Source organism: Streptomyces sp. MNU89, from assembly GCF_020982505.1.
GTDB classification, from domain to species: Bacteria; Actinomycetota; Actinomycetes; order Streptomycetales; family Streptomycetaceae; genus Streptomyces; species Streptomyces xinghaiensis.
Map to the genome: position 1 here is coordinate 5,716,088 of NZ_JAJKLL010000001.1, position 14,863 is coordinate 5,730,950.

14 protein-coding genes and 1 pseudogene are annotated in these 14,863 nt (G+C 75.0%); 12 read left to right on the forward strand and 3 right to left on the reverse strand.

What is annotated here, in order from left to right:
• Nucleotides 1–6: 6 nt before the first annotated feature.
• Both E4N63_RS24400 and E4N63_RS24405 read right to left on the reverse strand, forming a co-directional pair.
• Complete coding sequence (locus tag E4N63_RS24400) at nucleotides 7–288, reverse strand: Lrp/AsnC family transcriptional regulator (RefSeq protein ID WP_019709419.1); 282 nt, start codon at nucleotides 286–288, stop codon at nucleotides 7–9.
• A complete protein-coding gene (locus E4N63_RS24405) occupies nucleotides 285–1,046 on the reverse strand; it encodes a rhomboid family intramembrane serine protease (protein ID WP_374112829.1) in 762 nt (253 codons plus the stop codon). The genes E4N63_RS24400 and E4N63_RS24405 overlap by 4 nt, the downstream gene beginning before the upstream one ends.
• Nucleotides 1,047–1,239: 193 nt before the next feature.
• On the opposite strand from E4N63_RS24405, the gene E4N63_RS24410 reads away from it, so the two are divergent.
• The 6 genes from E4N63_RS24410 to E4N63_RS24435 all read left to right on the forward strand — a co-directional run bounded on the left by E4N63_RS24410 (nucleotide 1,240) and on the right by E4N63_RS24435 (nucleotide 8,036).
• Nucleotides 1,240–1,479 (forward strand): hypothetical protein, encoded by a 240-nt coding sequence (locus E4N63_RS24410; RefSeq protein WP_019709421.1) that lies wholly within the window; start codon nucleotides 1,240–1,242, stop codon nucleotides 1,477–1,479.
• Nucleotides 1,480–1,498: 19 nt separating this feature from the next.
• Nucleotides 1,499–2,860: an NYN domain-containing protein gene (locus tag E4N63_RS24415; protein ID WP_230242625.1), complete on the forward strand. Its 1,362-nt coding sequence runs from the start codon at nucleotides 1,499–1,501 to the stop codon at nucleotides 2,858–2,860.
• Nucleotides 2,861–3,163: 303 nt separating this feature from the next.
• On the forward strand, nucleotides 3,164–4,192 hold the full coding sequence (locus E4N63_RS24420) for an NlpC/P60 family protein (RefSeq protein WP_230241700.1): 1,029 nt from the start codon (nucleotides 3,164–3,166) through the stop codon (nucleotides 4,190–4,192).
• 202 nt (nucleotides 4,193–4,394) lie between these two features.
• Nucleotides 4,395–5,420 (forward strand): NlpC/P60 family protein, encoded by a 1,026-nt coding sequence (locus tag E4N63_RS24425; RefSeq protein ID WP_230241701.1) that lies wholly within the window; start codon nucleotides 4,395–4,397, stop codon nucleotides 5,418–5,420.
• A gap of 108 nt (nucleotides 5,421–5,528) precedes the next feature.
• On the forward strand, nucleotides 5,529–6,773 hold the full coding sequence (locus E4N63_RS24430; protein ID WP_230241702.1) for a hypothetical protein: 1,245 nt from the start codon (nucleotides 5,529–5,531) through the stop codon (nucleotides 6,771–6,773).
• 132 nt (nucleotides 6,774–6,905) lie between these two features.
• Complete coding sequence (locus E4N63_RS24435; protein WP_125623103.1) at nucleotides 6,906–8,036, forward strand: glycosyltransferase family 4 protein; 1,131 nt, start codon at nucleotides 6,906–6,908, stop codon at nucleotides 8,034–8,036.
• A 214-nt stretch (nucleotides 8,037–8,250) separates the two neighbouring features.
• Here the strand turns inward: E4N63_RS24435 and E4N63_RS24440 are convergent, their stop codons facing one another.
• A complete protein-coding gene (locus tag E4N63_RS24440; RefSeq protein ID WP_230241703.1) occupies nucleotides 8,251–10,047 on the reverse strand; it encodes a long-chain fatty acid--CoA ligase in 1,797 nt (598 codons plus the stop codon).
• Between the two features lie 281 nt (nucleotides 10,048–10,328).
• On the opposite strand from E4N63_RS24440, the gene E4N63_RS24445 reads away from it, so the two are divergent.
• The 6 genes and pseudogenes from E4N63_RS24445 (at nucleotide 10,329) to E4N63_RS24465 (ending at nucleotide 14,807) form a co-directional block, all read left to right on the forward strand.
• Nucleotides 10,329–11,108 carry a metallophosphoesterase gene (locus E4N63_RS24445; RefSeq protein ID WP_125623105.1) on the forward strand — a complete coding sequence of 260 codons (780 nt, stop codon included), beginning with the start codon at nucleotides 10,329–10,331 and terminating at the stop codon, nucleotides 11,106–11,108.
• A gap of 144 nt (nucleotides 11,109–11,252) precedes the next feature.
• Nucleotides 11,253–11,702, forward strand: coding sequence for an SRPBCC family protein (locus E4N63_RS24450; RefSeq protein WP_125623106.1), 450 nt, complete (start codon nucleotides 11,253–11,255; stop codon nucleotides 11,700–11,702).
• 31 nt (nucleotides 11,703–11,733) lie between these two features.
• Nucleotides 11,734–11,778, forward strand: a pseudogene (locus E4N63_RS31280) (hypothetical protein); the annotation flags it as partial.
• A gap of 266 nt (nucleotides 11,779–12,044) precedes the next feature.
• The gene (locus E4N63_RS24455) at nucleotides 12,045–13,139 is read left to right on the forward strand and encodes an ArsA-related P-loop ATPase (RefSeq protein WP_308188741.1); all 1,095 of its coding nucleotides are present in this window, start codon (nucleotides 12,045–12,047) and stop codon (nucleotides 13,137–13,139) included.
• A gap of 161 nt (nucleotides 13,140–13,300) precedes the next feature.
• Nucleotides 13,301–13,807, forward strand: a complete 507-nt coding sequence (locus E4N63_RS24460; protein WP_230241704.1) for a DUF5304 domain-containing protein — start codon at nucleotides 13,301–13,303, stop codon at nucleotides 13,805–13,807.
• A 58-nt stretch (nucleotides 13,808–13,865) separates the two neighbouring features.
• On the forward strand, nucleotides 13,866–14,807 hold the full coding sequence (locus tag E4N63_RS24465; protein WP_019710525.1) for an ROK family glucokinase: 942 nt from the start codon (nucleotides 13,866–13,868) through the stop codon (nucleotides 14,805–14,807).
• Nucleotides 14,808–14,863: the final 56 nt, after the last annotated feature.

A 14,863-nucleotide genomic window follows, 5' to 3' on the forward strand; every position in this document is an offset into this window, starting at 1 on the left:
AGCCGGTCAGGAGTCCAGGCCGATGGCGAACGCGGCCTCCAGGTCGTGCTGCGAGTAGGTGCGGAACGCCACATGGGTGTCGGTCGCCCGGACGCCGTCGACCTTGTTGATCCGGCCGGGGATCACATCGGCGAGGTCGTCGTGCCGGGCCACCCGGACCATCGCCACCAGGTCGTAGGTGCCGGTGACGGAGTAGACCTCGCTGACGTTCTCCAGAGCGGCGATCGATTCGGCGATCTCCGGGATCCGGTCCACGCTGGTCTTGATGAGCACGATCGCGGTGATCACGGCTGGCTGTCTCCCTCGGTCGCCCGGTCTGCGCTGCTCACTCTAGCCGCACCCCCGTAGCGGACCCACGCCCAGAGGAAGCCGGCCAGGAAGCCGGTCAGATGCGCCAGGTACGCCACCCCGGAACCCTCCGGCGCGCTCTGCGACGCCAGCCACTGGAGCGCGAACCAGAAGGGCAGCACCACCCACGCCGGGAAGCGCAGCGGCAGGAAGAAGAAGAACGGGAAGAGGCTGGTGACCCGGGCCCGCGGGAAGAGCAGCAGAAAGGCGCCCAGCACCCCCGAGACGGCCCCGGAGGCGCCGACCAGGGGCTGGTCGGAGGCCGGGTCCGCCGCGGCGAAGGCGGTCAGCGCGAGGTAGCCCGTACCGGCGTGCAGCAGTACGTAGCGCGCCGGGCCCAGCCGGGTCTCCACCATGCGGCCGAAGACGTGCAGGAAGAGCAGGTTGCCGAGCAGATGCAGCCAGCCGCCGTGGACGAAGAACGCGGTCAGCGGGGTGAGGAGGGCCTCCGGCGAGCCGCCGAACAGTTCGGCCGGCACCAGGCCCCAGCGCCGGAAGTGGTCGTTCTGCGCCGCGATCAGCCGGTCGCCGCCGCCATGGGCGGGGTTGAGCCCGGAGACCGGCCCGAGTACGAAGAACAGGCAGCACAGGCCGGTCAGGGTGTGGGTCACCACGGCGGGCCCGCGATCCGTGCTTCCCGGGGCCCGTTCCGCGGGGGTCCGGCCGCCGCCGGGGAGCCCGCGCGCCTTTCTCCGCATGCGCAGATCATGGCGTAACGGGCTCCGGCGGACGGAACGCCTCGCCGGACGTCCACCCCGTGACCGGGCCCGGCGAGCGGGCCCGGGCAGGCCGTAGGGTTGCGGGAGAGCATCCCGCAGTTCGACGGCGCACCGCGGACCAGAACGTGCGGAAGACGCAGACGCAAGTGACGCAGAGAACGAGGACGACACGATGGGCGTTCCCCAGCCGACGGCCGAGACCCGGTGGCGCTGCACCCTGTGCGGCAACCTGACTCGTTTCGACGTGACCCGCTCCAGCAGAGCGGTCGAGTACGTGCACCTCGACCTGGCGGGGGAACCCAGGGTCGAGGAGCGGGACGTGCTCAGTGAGACGATCGAGTCGGTCCGCTGCCGCTGGTGCAACGCGGTGGACCAGATCGAACTGGTGGACCGCCCCGGTGTGAGCGGCTGAGATCGGAGCGCGACAGGTGGTGGAGCACACGGGCGACGGCGCCGGGGACGCGGAGCGGTCCGCCGACGCCGGGGAGGTGCTCGACCGGCCGTTGCCGGAGGGCGTACGGCGCCGGGTCGTCGCCCTCGTCGCGGACGCCTTCGGCAGTCTGACGATGGCGGAACTGCCGCCCCAGCTGCGGCAGTACGCCCGTTTCACCCCCAGCCGCCGGGCCAAGTTCGCGGGCAACGCCATGGCCGCCGCCCTGGAGAGCCATCCGCTCTTCCGGCAGCGGGTCGGCGAGCGGCTGCGCGAGATCCAGCCGGAGCTCTCCGGAGCCCTGGAGGCCGGGGCGCCGCCGGCCGCCGCGGATCCGGCCGAGGTGGCCGCGCTGGCGTACGTACTGCGGCCCGTGGGCTGGGCCAAGCTGGTCGCCGCGGCCGGCGAGGAGGTCCAGCGGGCCCGGGCGGAGCGGGCCGAGGAGGAGGCCGGCCGCGAGGTGCGGCGGCTCCGCGAGGAACTGGCCGAGGCCCGCGCGGCCGCACGCGCCGAGGCGGACCGGGCGCGCACCGAACTGGAGAGCGCCCGCAAGGAGGCGGACGTCCTCCACCGGAAGCTGCGCAGCGCGGTGAGCGACGTGCGCCGCGGCGAGGCCGCGCTCCGCAAGGCAGCGGCCGAGCTGGAGTCCGTACGGGCCGCGGCGGCGGCCGAGAAGACGGCCGCGGACAGCGAGGCGCGGCGGCTGCGGGCCCGGCTCACGGAGGCCGAGTCGGCCCTGGAGGCGGGGCGCCGCGCGGTGCGCGAGGGCCGCAGCATCGAGGACATGCGGCTGCGGCTGCTGCTGGACACCGTGCTGGACGCGGCCCAGGGGCTCCGCCGGGAGCTGGCCCTGCCACCGGCCGCGCAGCACCCCGCGGACACCGTGGACGCGGTGGAGCCGGGGCGGATGACACCGAAGGACATCGCCACCCGCGCGCTCTCGGAGACCGACCCGGCGCTGCTCGACCAGCTCCTCGCGCTGCCGCAGGCGCATCTGGTGGTCGACGGCTACAACGTCACCAAGACCGGCTATCCGACGATGCCGCTGGACAAGCAGCGGCTGCGGCTGCTGGGCGGGCTGGCGGTGCTCGCCGCGCAGACCGGTGCCGAGATGACGTGTGTGTTCGACGGCGCGGAGCTGGCCGCGCCCGTGCTCCTGGCGCCGCCGCGCGGGGTGCGCGTGCTGTTCAGCAAGCCGGGGCAGACCGCCGACGAGCTGATCCGGCGCCTGGTGCGCGCGGAGCCGCCGGGGCGCCCGGTGGTCGTGGTCTCCGCGGACCGGGAGGTGGCGGACGGAGTGGCGCGCGCCGGCGCACGCCCCGTCGCCTCGACCCTGCTGCTGAAGCGGCTCGCGCGTACCTGACCCGAAGCGGCCCGGGCCCGGCGGGGGCCTTCTGCGGCACGCGGTGTCAGGCCGCTGTCACCGGCTGTGCGAGTGCGGGTAAAGAAAACCTTCCGACGGAAGTTTTTTCGCATGACCCTTTGAACCGATCACGACAAGGTCACTAGGGTCGGCTCCGAACCCTCCGCGCGGTGATCATCCATCGGGGATGTCCGCGGGGGAACCGCCGAATCCGGTATGTCCGGCAGGTCCCGGCCGGACACCGGAGCCGGGCCGCGTTCCGTCCTCCCGGCAGGCGGCTGGAGGAAGAAGGAGGTCGCCTCCGTGGCGTCCCACCGTCGACCCAGGCAGCCGGGCCGGGCACGCGTCAGCGTGCTCACGGCCACCGCCGCCGCAGCCGTCGCCATCACCTCGCAGGCCGCCCAGGCCGCGCCGCAGCCTTCCAAGAACGACGTGAAGGCCAAGGTCGACAAGCTGTACGAAGAAGCCGAGATGGCCACCGAGAAGTACAACGGTGCCAAGGAGAAGCAGGAGAGGCTCGAAGAGGAGGTCTCCAATCTCCAGGACAAGGTGGCCCGCGGCCAGGAGGACCTGAACGACCTGCGCAACGGCCTCGGTTCCATGGCCACGGCCCAGTACCGCTCCGGCGGCATCGACCCGTCCGTGCAGCTGCTGCTCTCCTCCGACCCGGACACGTATCTGGAGCGGGCCTCCACGCTCAACCAGCTCAGCGGCAAGCAGGCCGAGGCCCTCGGCAGGATCACCGGGAAGCAGCGCACGCTCCAGCAGCAGCGCGCCGAGGCGGCCGGCAAGCTGGAGGAGCTCGACACCACCCGCGAGGCGCTGGGTGAGAAGAAGCGCGAGATCCAGGGGAAGCTGGCCACGGCCCGCGCCCTGCTCAACACCCTGACGGCCGCGGAGCGCGCCGAACTCGCCGCCGAGGAGGACCGGGCCAACCGCTCCGCCGGCGAGCGGGTCGACCTCGGCAGCGCCGTCCCGGAGTCGCAGCGCGCCGCCGCCGCCCTCTCCGCCGCGCAGTCCAAGATCGGCGCACCGTACGTCTGGGGCGCCACCGGCCCCAGCTCCTTCGACTGCTCCGGGCTGACGTCCTGGGCCTACTCCCAGGCCGGCGTCGGCATCTCCCGCACCTCGCAGGCCCAGGCCAACGACGGCACGCGGATCGGCCGAAGCGCTCTCAAACCGGGCGACCTGGTCTTCTTCTACGGCGATCTGCACCACGTCGGCCTCTACGCCGGCAACGGCCAGATCCTGCACGCCCCGAAGCCCGGGGCCAATGTGCGCTACGAGTCGATCAACAACATGCCGTTCCAGTTCGGCGTACGGATCGGCTAGTCCGACACACCGCCCGTTCGAGCGAATCGGGCGGCGGCCGGCTCCTTCCGTCCCACCGGTGACCTGCGTCTCCGGTGGGACGAGGCGTTTCCGGGCCCCGTTCGGTCCTTTCACCCTGCGCATCCATCTGGTTACTCTCGGCCCGCAGTTCTCCGGTCCCGGTCTCCTCCGGGACCCCCAGCGGAAGGGAGCACGGCCAGCAGTGGCATCCCATCGCCGGGCCGGCAAGACCGGCCTCACGCAGTCCAACCGCATCACGATGCTGCCCGCCGCGGCGGCGACGGCCGCCGTGGCGCTCTCCATCGCCCCGGCGGCCGCCGAGCCTCAGGACACCCCCGCCGAGGTGCGGTCCGCGGTCGGCCGGCTCCACGTCGAGGCCGAGCGGGCCACGGAGAAGTACCACGCGGCGGGGGAGCGGTACCGGCGGCTGAGCGCCGAGGCCGGACGGCTCTCCGACCGCGTCGCCCGCGGCCAGGAGCGCGTCAACCGGCTCCGCGGCGTCCTCGGCTCCCTCGCCGGTGCCCAGTACCGTGCCGGCGGTGTGGACCCGGCCGTGCGGCTGCTGCTCTCCTCCGACCCGGACACCTACCTCGACCGGGCCGTCACCCTCAACCGCATCAGCGAACGCCAGGCCGGCGAACTGCGCTCCCTGCGGCGGGCGCAGACCGAGCTGCGCGAGGAACGCGCCCGCGCCGCGAGCCGGATCGCGGCGGCGGAGCGCAGCCGGAAGGCCGTCAGCCGCCACAAGCGGGCCGTCGAGGCCCGGCTGGCCCGCGCACAGCGCCTGCTGGACTCCCTCGGCCCGGACCAGCGCGCGGAGCACCGGCGGGCCGCCCGTGACGGCGGCCGTACGGAGTTCCCCGGCGGCGGCACCGCGGCGTCCGGGCGCGCGGCGGCTGCCGTGGCCGCGGCCCGGGCGGCGGTGGGACGACCCTACGTCTGGGGCGCCACCGGTCCCGGCTCCTTCGACTGCTCGGGGCTCACCTACTGGTCGTACCAGCAGGCGGGGGTGACGCTCCCGCGCACCTCCCAGGCCCAGCGGTTCGCCGGCCGCCGGGTCCCGCTGAGCGAGGCCCGCCCCGGCGACCTGGTGACCTACCGGGCGGATGCCAGCCATGTCGGCATGTACGTCGGGAACGGGCAGATCGTGCACGCCCCGCACCCCGGGGCCGCCGTCCGCTACGACCCCGTGGGCCTGATGCCGAACGCCACCGTCACCCGGGTCTGAGGCCCCGCGCCGCCCGGGGCCCGGGCTCGTGTGCCGTCCGGATCCCGGCGCCCGCCCGCCCGGATCGGGGCGGGTCCGCGCTCCGGCCGCCGCCGTACGATCGGGAGCGTGGCGTTTCCGGGGCGGTACGGGAGGGTGCGCGCCGCCGCACCGGCGGTCGCGGCGCTGCTCGTCCTGTTCGCGCTGCTGCCCGCCTGCGGCCGGGCCGACCCGGGCGACCGGTCGGTGCAGCGGCTGCTGGACCGGCGGGCGGCCGCCCTCCTCGACCACGACGAACGCGCGTTCCTCGCGGAGACCCACCCCTCGGCCGGCCGGCTCCGCGCCCGCCAGCGGGAGGTGCTGCGGAACCTCGCCGAAGTCCCCCTCGCCTCCTGGGAGTACGAACTCACCGGCACCGGCGGTTTCGAGCCAGCGCCGGGCGAGGGCCGCCGCCTCGCCGTCCGGGTCCGGCTGAGCTACCGGCTCAGCGGCCACGACACCGGGCCGGCGACCGCCGACCAGCGGCTCACGCTCGCCGAACGCGGCGGACGCTGGTACATCGCCGCGGAGCACCCCGCCGGCGACGGCCCCGAACCGCTGTGGGAGCAGGGCCGGGTCGAGGCCGTCCGGGGCAGCCGCAGCCTGGTGCTCGGCGTCGGCCACGACCGGGGCCGGCTGCGGGGCATCGCCCGCACGGCCGACCGGGCCGTCCCCGCCGTGGACGCGGCCTGGGGCGGTGGCTGGGCCCGCCGGGTCGTCGTCCTCGTACCGCGTTCCCCGGCGGACATGGCGGAGCTGCTGGGCGACCCGCCGGGGAGCTATCGCGGCATAGCGGCCGTGACCACCGGGCGGACCGGGGGCGCACCCGGCGGCCCCGCCGACCGCGTCATCGTCAACCCGGCCGCCTACGGCATCCTCGGCGAGACCGGGCAGGACGTGGTCCTCACCCATGAGACGGCCCATGTCGCCACCCGCGCCCACACCTCGCCCGCCACCCCGCTCTGGCTCTCCGAGGGGTTCGCCGACTGGGCCGGCTACCGGAACACCGATCGCCCCGCCTCCCGGATCGCCCCCGAGCTGGCCCGCGAGGTCGCCGCGGGCCGCGCGCCCGGGGCGCTCCCCGACGACGAGGACTTCTCCTTCACCGGGGACGCCCGCCGGCTCGCCCGCGCGTACGAGGCGGGGTGGCTCGCCTGCCGCATGATCGCGGAGGAGTGGGGGGAGGAGACGCTGGTCTCCTTCTACCGGGCGGTGGGCGAGGCCGGCCCCGACCGGTCCCGGGCCCTGGAGGCGGCCCTGCGCGAGCAGTTGGGCCTCGGCCCCGCCGCCTTCGCGGCGCGCTGGCGCGCGTACGCGGAGAGCCGGCTCGGCTGAGGCGTCGCCGCGGATTCCGCGGGTGGGTACGGGGTTCTGCCCGCCCCGGGCCCCGGCGCCGCAGCAGCCCCGGGGCCCCGCCTCAGGAGCACCCCGGAGCACGCCGCGGGCCACCCGGTACTGTCGGCCGGGATGGACAAGACCCTGATCGTCACGAACGACTTCCCGCCCCGTCCCGGCGGCATCCAGTCCTTCCTGCACAGCATGGCGCTGCGCCTGGACCCGGCCCGCCTCGTCGTCTACGCCTCCACCTGGAAGGACGGCACCGAGGTGGCCCGGTTCGACGCGGAGCAGCCGTTCCCCGTCGTCCGGGACCGTACGAGCATGCTGCTGCCCACCCCGCGCGTGACCCGCCGCGCCGCGGAGCTGCTGCGGGAGCACGACTGCAGGTCGGTGTGGTTCGGCGCCGCCGCCCCGCTCGGGCTGATGGCGCCGGCGCTGCGCAGGGCCGGCGCCCGCCGCCTGGTCGCGACCACACACGGGCACGAGGCCGGCTGGGCCCAGCTGCCCGCCGCCCGGCGGCTGCTGCGCAGGATCGGCGAGGGCACCGACACGATGACGTATCTGGGGGAGTACACCCGCTCCCGGATCGCCGCCGCGCTCACCCCGGAGGCGGCGGCCCGCATGGTGCAACTGCCGCCGGGCGTCGACGAGAAGACCTTCCACCCGGGCTCGGGGGGCGACGAGATCCGGGCGCGGCTCGGGCTCACCGGCCGTCCCGTGGTGGTGTGCGTGTCGCGGCTCGTCCCGCGCAAGGGGCAGGACACGCTGATCCGGGCGATGCCGGCGATCCTGGCGGCCGTACCGGACACGGTGCTGCTGATCGTGGGCGGCGGCCCGTACCGCAAGGACCTGGAGAAGCTCGCGGACGGCTGCGGGGTGGCGGACTCGGTGCTCTTCACCGGCTCGGTGCCGTGGGAGGAACTGCCGGCCCACTACGGCGCGGGGGACGTCTTCGCGATGCCCTGCCGCACCCGGCGGGGCGGGCTGGACGTCGAAGGGCTCGGCATCGTCTACCTGGAGGCCTCGGCGACGGGACTCCCGGTGGTGGCGGGGGACTCGGGCGGTGCGCCGGACGCGGTCCTGGACGGGGAGACGGGCTGGGTGGTGCGCGGGGAGTCCGTGCCGGACGCGGCGGAGCGGATCGTGACGCTGCTGCGGGATCCCGCACTGCGGCGGCGGATGGGGGAGCGGGGGCGCGCCTGGATCGAGGAGCGCTGGCGCCGCGACCTGCTGGCGGACCGCCTGGCCTCGCTGCTCTGACACCGGCCCGGCCCCTCCCCGGCCCGGGGGTATGGCGGGACGTACCCGGGGCGAGGCCGGGTGCCGGGATGCCGGTGGGACCTCGGAGGCGCGGGGCCACGGCGGAGAGGCCGTGAGGTCCGCGCCGTCCCGCCCGGGCCGGAGACACCCCGGCGGGCGGCCCGGGGCGGGCCCGCCCCCCTGGCCGCCCGTCCCGGCAGAACCGGGCCGGGGGCTACTTCGTGTAGAGGGCCTCGATCTCGTGCGCGAAATCCTTCGCCACGACGGCCCGCTTCAGCTTCATGGACGGCGTGACGTGCCCGGATTCCTCGGTGAACTGGGCCGGCAGGATGCGGAACCTGCGGACCGACTCGGCCTTCGACACGGCCGCGTTGCCGTCGTCCACGGCCTTCTGGACGTCGGCCAGCAGCTCCGCGTCGTCCCGCAGCGTGGCGGCCGTCGTGCCGGCGGGCCTGCCGTGGTCCTCCAGCCAGCGCGGCAGGAAGTCCTCGTCCAGGGTGATGAGCGCGCCGACGAAGGGGCGGCCGTCACCGACGACCATGCACTCGCCGACCAGCGCGTGGGCCCGGATGCGGTCCTCGATGACGGCGGGGGCGACGTTCTTCCCGCCGGCCGTCACGATGATCTCCTTCTTGCGGCCCGTGATCGCGAGATAGCCGTCCTCGTCGAGGGTGCCGATGTCGCCGGTGTGGAACCAGCCGTCGGAGAGCGCCTCGCGGGTCGCGGCCTCGTTGTTCCAGTAGCCGGTGAAGACGTGCTCGCCGTGGAGCAGCACCTCGCCGTCGTCGGCGATCCGGACGACCGAGCCGGGCAGCGGCTGGCCGACCGTGCCGATCTTCTGCCGGTCCCAGGGGTTGAACGCCGTCGCGGCGCAGGACTCGGTGAGGCCGTAGCCCTCCAGGACCGTGAAGCCGATGCCGCGGTAGAAGTGGCCGAGCCGCTCGCCGAGCGGGGCGCCGCCGGAGATGGCGTGCCGCGCGCGGCCGCCGAGCACCGAACGGAGTTTGCCGTAGACGAGCTTGTCGAAGGCCTTGTGCTTGATCCGCACGCCCAGCGAGGGGCCGGAGGGGGTGTCCAGGGCGCGGCTGTAGGCGATGGCGGCGTCCGCGGCCTTGTCGAAGATCCCGCCCTTGCCGTCGGCCTGGGCCTTGGCGCGGGCGGAGTTGTAGACCTTCTCGAAGACGCGCGGCACGCCGAGCACCATCGTCGGCCGGAAGGAGGCGAGTTCGTCCGTGAGGTTCTTGATGTCGGCACAGTGGCCGAGGCGGATCGGCGCGAGGACGGCGGCGATCTCGACCAGCCGGCCGAAGACATGGGCGACCGGGAGGAAGAGCAGGACGGAGCACTCGCCGGTGCGGAACAGCGGGCGCAGCCGCTCCACGACGTTGCCCGCCTCGGCGAAGAAGTTGCGGTGCGTCAGCACGCAGCCCTTGGGGCGGCCGGTGGTGCCGGAGGTGTAGACGATGGTGGCGGGGGAGTCGGCGTCCGCCAGCGCGGCCCGCTCGTCGGCCTCCGCGTCGGTGATCCCGGCGCCCTGGTCGCGCAGCTGTCCCGCGGCGTCGCGCTCGATCTGCCAGACGTGCAGCAGCTCGGGCAGCCGGTCCCGTACGGAGTTGACGGCGCCGGCGTGCGCGTCGGTCTCGACGAGGCAGGCCACGGCACCGGAGTCGCTGAGGATCCAGGCGATCTGCTCGGGCGAGCTGGTCTCGTAGACGGGGACGCTGACGGCGCCCGCGCTCCAGATCGCGAAGTCCAGCAGGGTCCACTCGTAGCGGGTGCGGGACATCAGGGCGACGCGGTCGCCGGGGCGCACCCCGGCGGCGATGAGGCCCTTGGCGGTCTCGCGGACCTCGGCCAGGAAGTCCTTCGCGGTGACGTCCTCCCAGCGGCCGTCCCGCTTCCGCGCGAGGACGGCGACCTCGGGATGGAGCGCGGCGTTGCGGCGGATGAGATCCGTCAGGTTTCCGTCCGCGGGGACCTCGTACAGGGCCGGAAGGCTGAACTCGCGCAAGACTGCTGCTCCTCATAGGGCGCCGGTGCTGCCACGTCGTAACCGGCGTGCTGCCGCGGCCGCGGTCCCTGGTCGGGGGGGAAGGGGACGACGACCCGGACGTTACCCACCGGTATCGGCTCCCCGGTAGGGGGGCCGCCCAGATGTTTTACGCGTCACACATACCGGACCGCGGCACGGGGTTGCCGCCCGAAGCCTAGTCCAGTTCCCCCGCTGCCCGTGAGGAACCGCAGGTCGCGGCCGTCTCCCCGGTGCGGTACGGACGGCGTAGGGTCCACCGCATGCGAGTCCATGTGGTCAGTGACGTGCACGGGAACAGCGCGGACCTCGCCAGGGCGGGCGACGGTGCGGACGCCCTGGTCTGCCTCGGCGACCTTGTCCTGTTCCTGGACTACGCGGATCGTTCCAGAGGGATATTTCCGCGGCTTTTCGGCACGGAGAACGCCGAGCGCATCGTGGAACTCCGCACCGACCGGCGCTTCCGGGAGGCCCGCGAGTTCGGCGCCCGGCTGTGGGCCGGGCTGGTCGGCGGGGAGGAGGAGCGCCGCCGTGTCATCGAGTCCGCGGTGCGCGAGCAGTACGCCGAGCTGTTCGCCGCCTTTCCGCGGCCGACGTACGCCACCTACGGAAATGTCGACATCCCGGCCCTCTGGCCGGAGTACGCGGGCGCGCACGGGGTCAGCGTGCTCGACGGCGAGCGGACCGAGATCGGCGGCCTGGTCTTCGGCTTCGTCGGCGGCGGGCTGCCCAGCCCGATGCGCACCCCGTACGAGATCGACGAGGAGACCTACGCCGCGAAGGTCGCCGCCCTCGGCGAGGTGGACGTGCTCTGCTCGCACATCCCGCCGGAGATCCCCGAGCTCTGCTACGACACCGTGGCCCGCCGCTTCGAACGGGGCAGCCCGGCCCTGCTGGAGGCGATCCGCGCGACGCGGCCGCGCTACGCGCTGTTCGGGCATGTGCACCAGCCGCTGGTGCGCCGGATGCGCGTCGGCGCCACGGAATGCGTCAACGTCGGCCATTTCGCCGCGACCGGGACGCCGTGGGCGCTGGAGTGGTGACCGGCGGCGAACGGCGGCTCCCCGGGCGGGCCGAGAGCGGCCTCCGACCGGCGGGAGGGGCCCGCCGGGACCGGTACGGGCGCGCGGTAGCCTTCACCGGCAGGGGCGCAGGCCGGAGCCGACCGCAGTGAAGGAGCCACCGCGATGGCGGAACACACCAGCTCGAACATCATGATCGAGGCGGCACCGGGCGAGGTCATGTCGGTGATCTCCGACTTCGACCGCTACCCGGAGTGGACCGGGGAGGTCAAGGAGGCCGAGGTGCTGGCCAAGGACGACCGCGGCCGTGCCGAGCAGGTCCGGCTGGTGCTCGACGCCGGGGCGATCAAGGACGACCACACCCTCGCCTACACCTGGGCCGGCGAGAACGAGGTGAGCTGGACGCTGGTGAAGTCGCAGATGCTGCGCTCCCTCGACGGCACCTACCGGCTGACGCCGGTCGACGGGGGCGCCCGCACCGAGGTGACGTACCAGCTGACCGTCGACGTCAAGATCCCCATGCTCGGAATGATCAAGCGCAAGGCGGAGAAGGTCATCATCGACCGGGCTCTCGCCGGCCTGAAGAAGCGCGTCGAGAGCGGCGCGCAGGCCTGAGGTGGCGAGCACCCTCGTCCGCACGGTCCTGGTGACCGGCCCCGGAGGGGCGGGACGCACCACCGCCGCCGCGGCCTCCGCCCTCGCCGCGGCCCGGCGCGGGCAGCGCGTCCTGCTGCTGACCACCGGCCGGCCCGGCCCCCTGGACACGGTGCTCGGCCGCACGCTCCCGCCGCCCGCCGCGGCCACCCGCGCCCCGGAGCGCGGACCGGCGCCGCACGCCCCGGCGGGCGCCCCTGGACCGCGCCCGTCCCCGCCGCGCCCGGCCTCTGGGCCGCCCGGGTCGAGGGCGACGAACACCTCCGGGAACACCTCCTCGCCCTCCAGGAGCGCGGCGGGCCCGTGCTCGACCTGCTGGGCGCCGCGCCCCTCCACCCCGACGAGCTCGCCGTCCTGCCGGGCGCCGGGCGGCTCGCCGTCCTCCGCGCGCTCCGCGGGGTCCGCGACCTCCCGGGCGCGGCCACCGGGCCCGCCGCCGCTGCCCCCTCCTCCGCGTCCGCCACCGCGGCAGAACACCCGGCGGCGGAGGACGGGCTCCCGGACGCCTGGGATCTCGTGGTCGTCGATCTGCCGCCCGCCCAGGAGACATTGGCCGTCCTGGCGCTCCCCGAACAGCTGAGCTGGTACCTGGACCGCCTGCTGCCCCCGAGCCGGCAGGCCGCCCGCGCCCTGCGGCCGGTGCTCGCCCAGCTCGCCGGGGTGCCCATGCCCGCCCCCTGGCTCTACGGGGCCGCCGACCGGGCCCGGGCCGAACTCGCCGCCGCGCGCGAGGTGCTGAGCGCCCCGACGACCACGCTGCGGCTGGTGGCCGAGCCGGGCCCGGCAGCCGTGGACGCGCTCCGCCGCCTCCGCCCGGGACTCGCCCTGCACGGCCACCGCGTCGACGCGGTCATCGCCGGCAAGGTGCTGCCCACCGGCTCGGCCGACCCCTGGCTCGCGGCTCTCTCCGGCGAGCAGCAGACCGCCCTGAAAGCCCTGGACGAGGAGTGGGCGGACCCGGACACCGGCACGGCCCTGTACGAACTGCCGCACCTCGGCCGCGAACCGCGCGGTCCGGAGGACCTGGCCGTCCTGGCCGACGCGCTCGCACACCGGTCGGGCACCCCGGAGCGCCTTCCCGGGGCACCGGTGGCCCCGCACCCCGGGGCCGCGCACCGCGCCGTGCCGGCCCCGGGCGCCCCGGCCTGGACCGTGGAGGACCGGCGGGCCGGAGAGGGCGTGCTGGTCTGGCGCATCCCGCTGGCCGGAGCCGAGCGCGGCGACCTCGAACTGGTGCGGCGCGGGGACGAACTGATGGTCGCCGCGGGCCCGTTCCGCCGTATCGTCCCGCTGCCGTCGGCGCTGCGCCGCTGCACCGTGTCCGGGGCCGGGCTGTCCGGCGGCGAGCTGCGGGTCCGCTTCGTGCCCGAGCCCGGTCTGTGGCCCCGCACTCCCTGAGCCGGCGGCCGCCGGTCCGCCGCCGCGGCCGTGACGCCGGGGCCGTCACCGGGCTCCGGACCGGGCCGGGGCCGACGGCCACCGGCGGCGGTTCCGGTACCGTCGGAGGCGGGGGCGCCCGCCGAGGCGCCTGACCGCCGATCCCGCAGCAGGAGCCCGCAATGAGCGATCCCACCGAGCACCCGGCCACCGAGCCCGCCGGGACCCCGGCCACCGGGGCGGCCCCCGCCGCCGACGCCGACGCCTGGTCCACGGCCTGTGCCGAGGACCTCGCCGCCGAGAAGGCGCGCCGGCGCGCCCAGGAGGGCCGGCCGCCCGGCAGCGCCGCCGAGGAACTGCTCAAACTGGCCGACGCCGTCGCGGACAAGCTCTCCTCGCTCCAGCTCCCGGTCGCCGGCCTGGCCGCGCAGAGCGCCGTGCAGCAGCTGGTGAACCGCGCGAAGGCCGCCGTGGAGCCGGTCGTGGAGCGCAACCCGGACGTCTTCGACCACCTCGCCGCCGCCGGCTCCGAGCTGCTCGCCGCCTACCGCTCCGCCGTCGAGCGCCAGGAGGGCAACTGGACCCGGGGCACCGCGGACCCCGGGAGCCGGGAGGCGGACGGAAAGAGCGGAGAGGGACCGGAGGACCCGGGGGGTCCGTCCGGAAGCGGGCGCATCGACCTCGACTGACCACAGCTCCGGTACGGTTGGTCACGCAGCGGGGATCGACCGGACAACTGAGGGATACATGGGACTCACCATCGGCGTCGACATCGGCGGCACGAAGATCGCAGCTGGCGTGGTCGACGAAGAGGGCTCGATTCTCGAGACGTGCAAGGTCGCGACCCCACCGACCTCCGAGGGCGTCATCGACGCCATCGCGGAAGCGGTCCGCACGGTCAGCACCGGCCACGAGATCACGGCCGTCGGCATCGGCGCGGCCGGCTACGTCGACGACAAGCGGGCCACCGTACTCTTCGCCCCCAACATCAACTGGCGCCACGAGGCGCTCAAGGACAAGGTCGAGCAGCGGGTGGGGCTCCCGGTCGTCGTCGAGAACGACGCCAACGCCGCCGCCTGGGGCGAGTACAAGTTCGGCGCCGGCGCGGGCCACGACGACGTCATCTGCATCACGCTCGGCACCGGCCTCGGCGGCGGCGTCATCATCGGGAACAAGCTGCGCCGGGGCCGCTTCGGCGTCGCCGGCGAGTTCGGCCACGTCCGGGTCGTCCCGGACGGCCTGCTGTGCGGCTGCGGCAGCCAGGGCTGCTGGGAGCAGTACGCCTCCGGGCGGGCCCTCGTCCGCTACGCCCGCCAGCGCTCCGTGGCCACCCCCGAGAACGCCGGGATCCTGCTGTCGCTCGGCGACGGAACGCCCGAGGGCATCGAGGGCCGGCACGTCAGCCAGGCGGCGCGGCGGGGCGACCCGGTCGCCGTCGACTCGTTCCGCGAGCTCGCCCGCTGGGCGGGTGCGGGCCTGGCCGATCTGGCCTCGCTCTTCGACCCCTCGGCCTTCATCATCGGCGGCGGCGTCTCGGACGAGGGCGATCTGGTCCTGGACCCGATCCGCAAGTCGTTCCGGCGCTGGCTGGTCGGCAGCCAGTGGCGGCCGCACGCCCAGGTGCTCGCCGCGCAGCTCGGCGGCAAGGCCGGTCTGGTGGGCGCCGCCGACCTGGCGCGCCAGGGCTGACCGGCTGAGAGGACCGAGCGGGTGAGCGCGGCGGGGACGGACGGGACGGACACGGG

Excerpts from the sequence above, each read along its gene's own strand:
- E4N63_RS24405 (WP_374112829.1), bottom strand. The coding sequence starts at position 1,046 with ATGCGGAGAAAGGCGCGCGGGCTCCCCGGCGGCGGCCGGACCCCCGCG.
- E4N63_RS24410 (WP_019709421.1), top strand. The coding sequence starts at position 1,240 with ATGGGCGTTCCCCAGCCGACGGCCGAGACCCGGTGGCGCTGCACCCTG.
- E4N63_RS24435 (WP_125623103.1), top strand. The coding sequence starts at position 6,906 with ATGGACAAGACCCTGATCGTCACGAACGACTTCCCGCCCCGTCCCGGC.
- E4N63_RS24445 (WP_125623105.1), top strand. The coding sequence starts at position 10,329 with ATGCGAGTCCATGTGGTCAGTGACGTGCACGGGAACAGCGCGGACCTC.
- E4N63_RS24450 (WP_125623106.1), top strand. The coding sequence starts at position 11,253 with ATGGCGGAACACACCAGCTCGAACATCATGATCGAGGCGGCACCGGGC.
- E4N63_RS24460 (WP_230241704.1), top strand. The coding sequence starts at position 13,301 with ATGAGCGATCCCACCGAGCACCCGGCCACCGAGCCCGCCGGGACCCCG.
- E4N63_RS24465 (WP_019710525.1), top strand. The coding sequence starts at position 13,866 with ATGGGACTCACCATCGGCGTCGACATCGGCGGCACGAAGATCGCAGCT.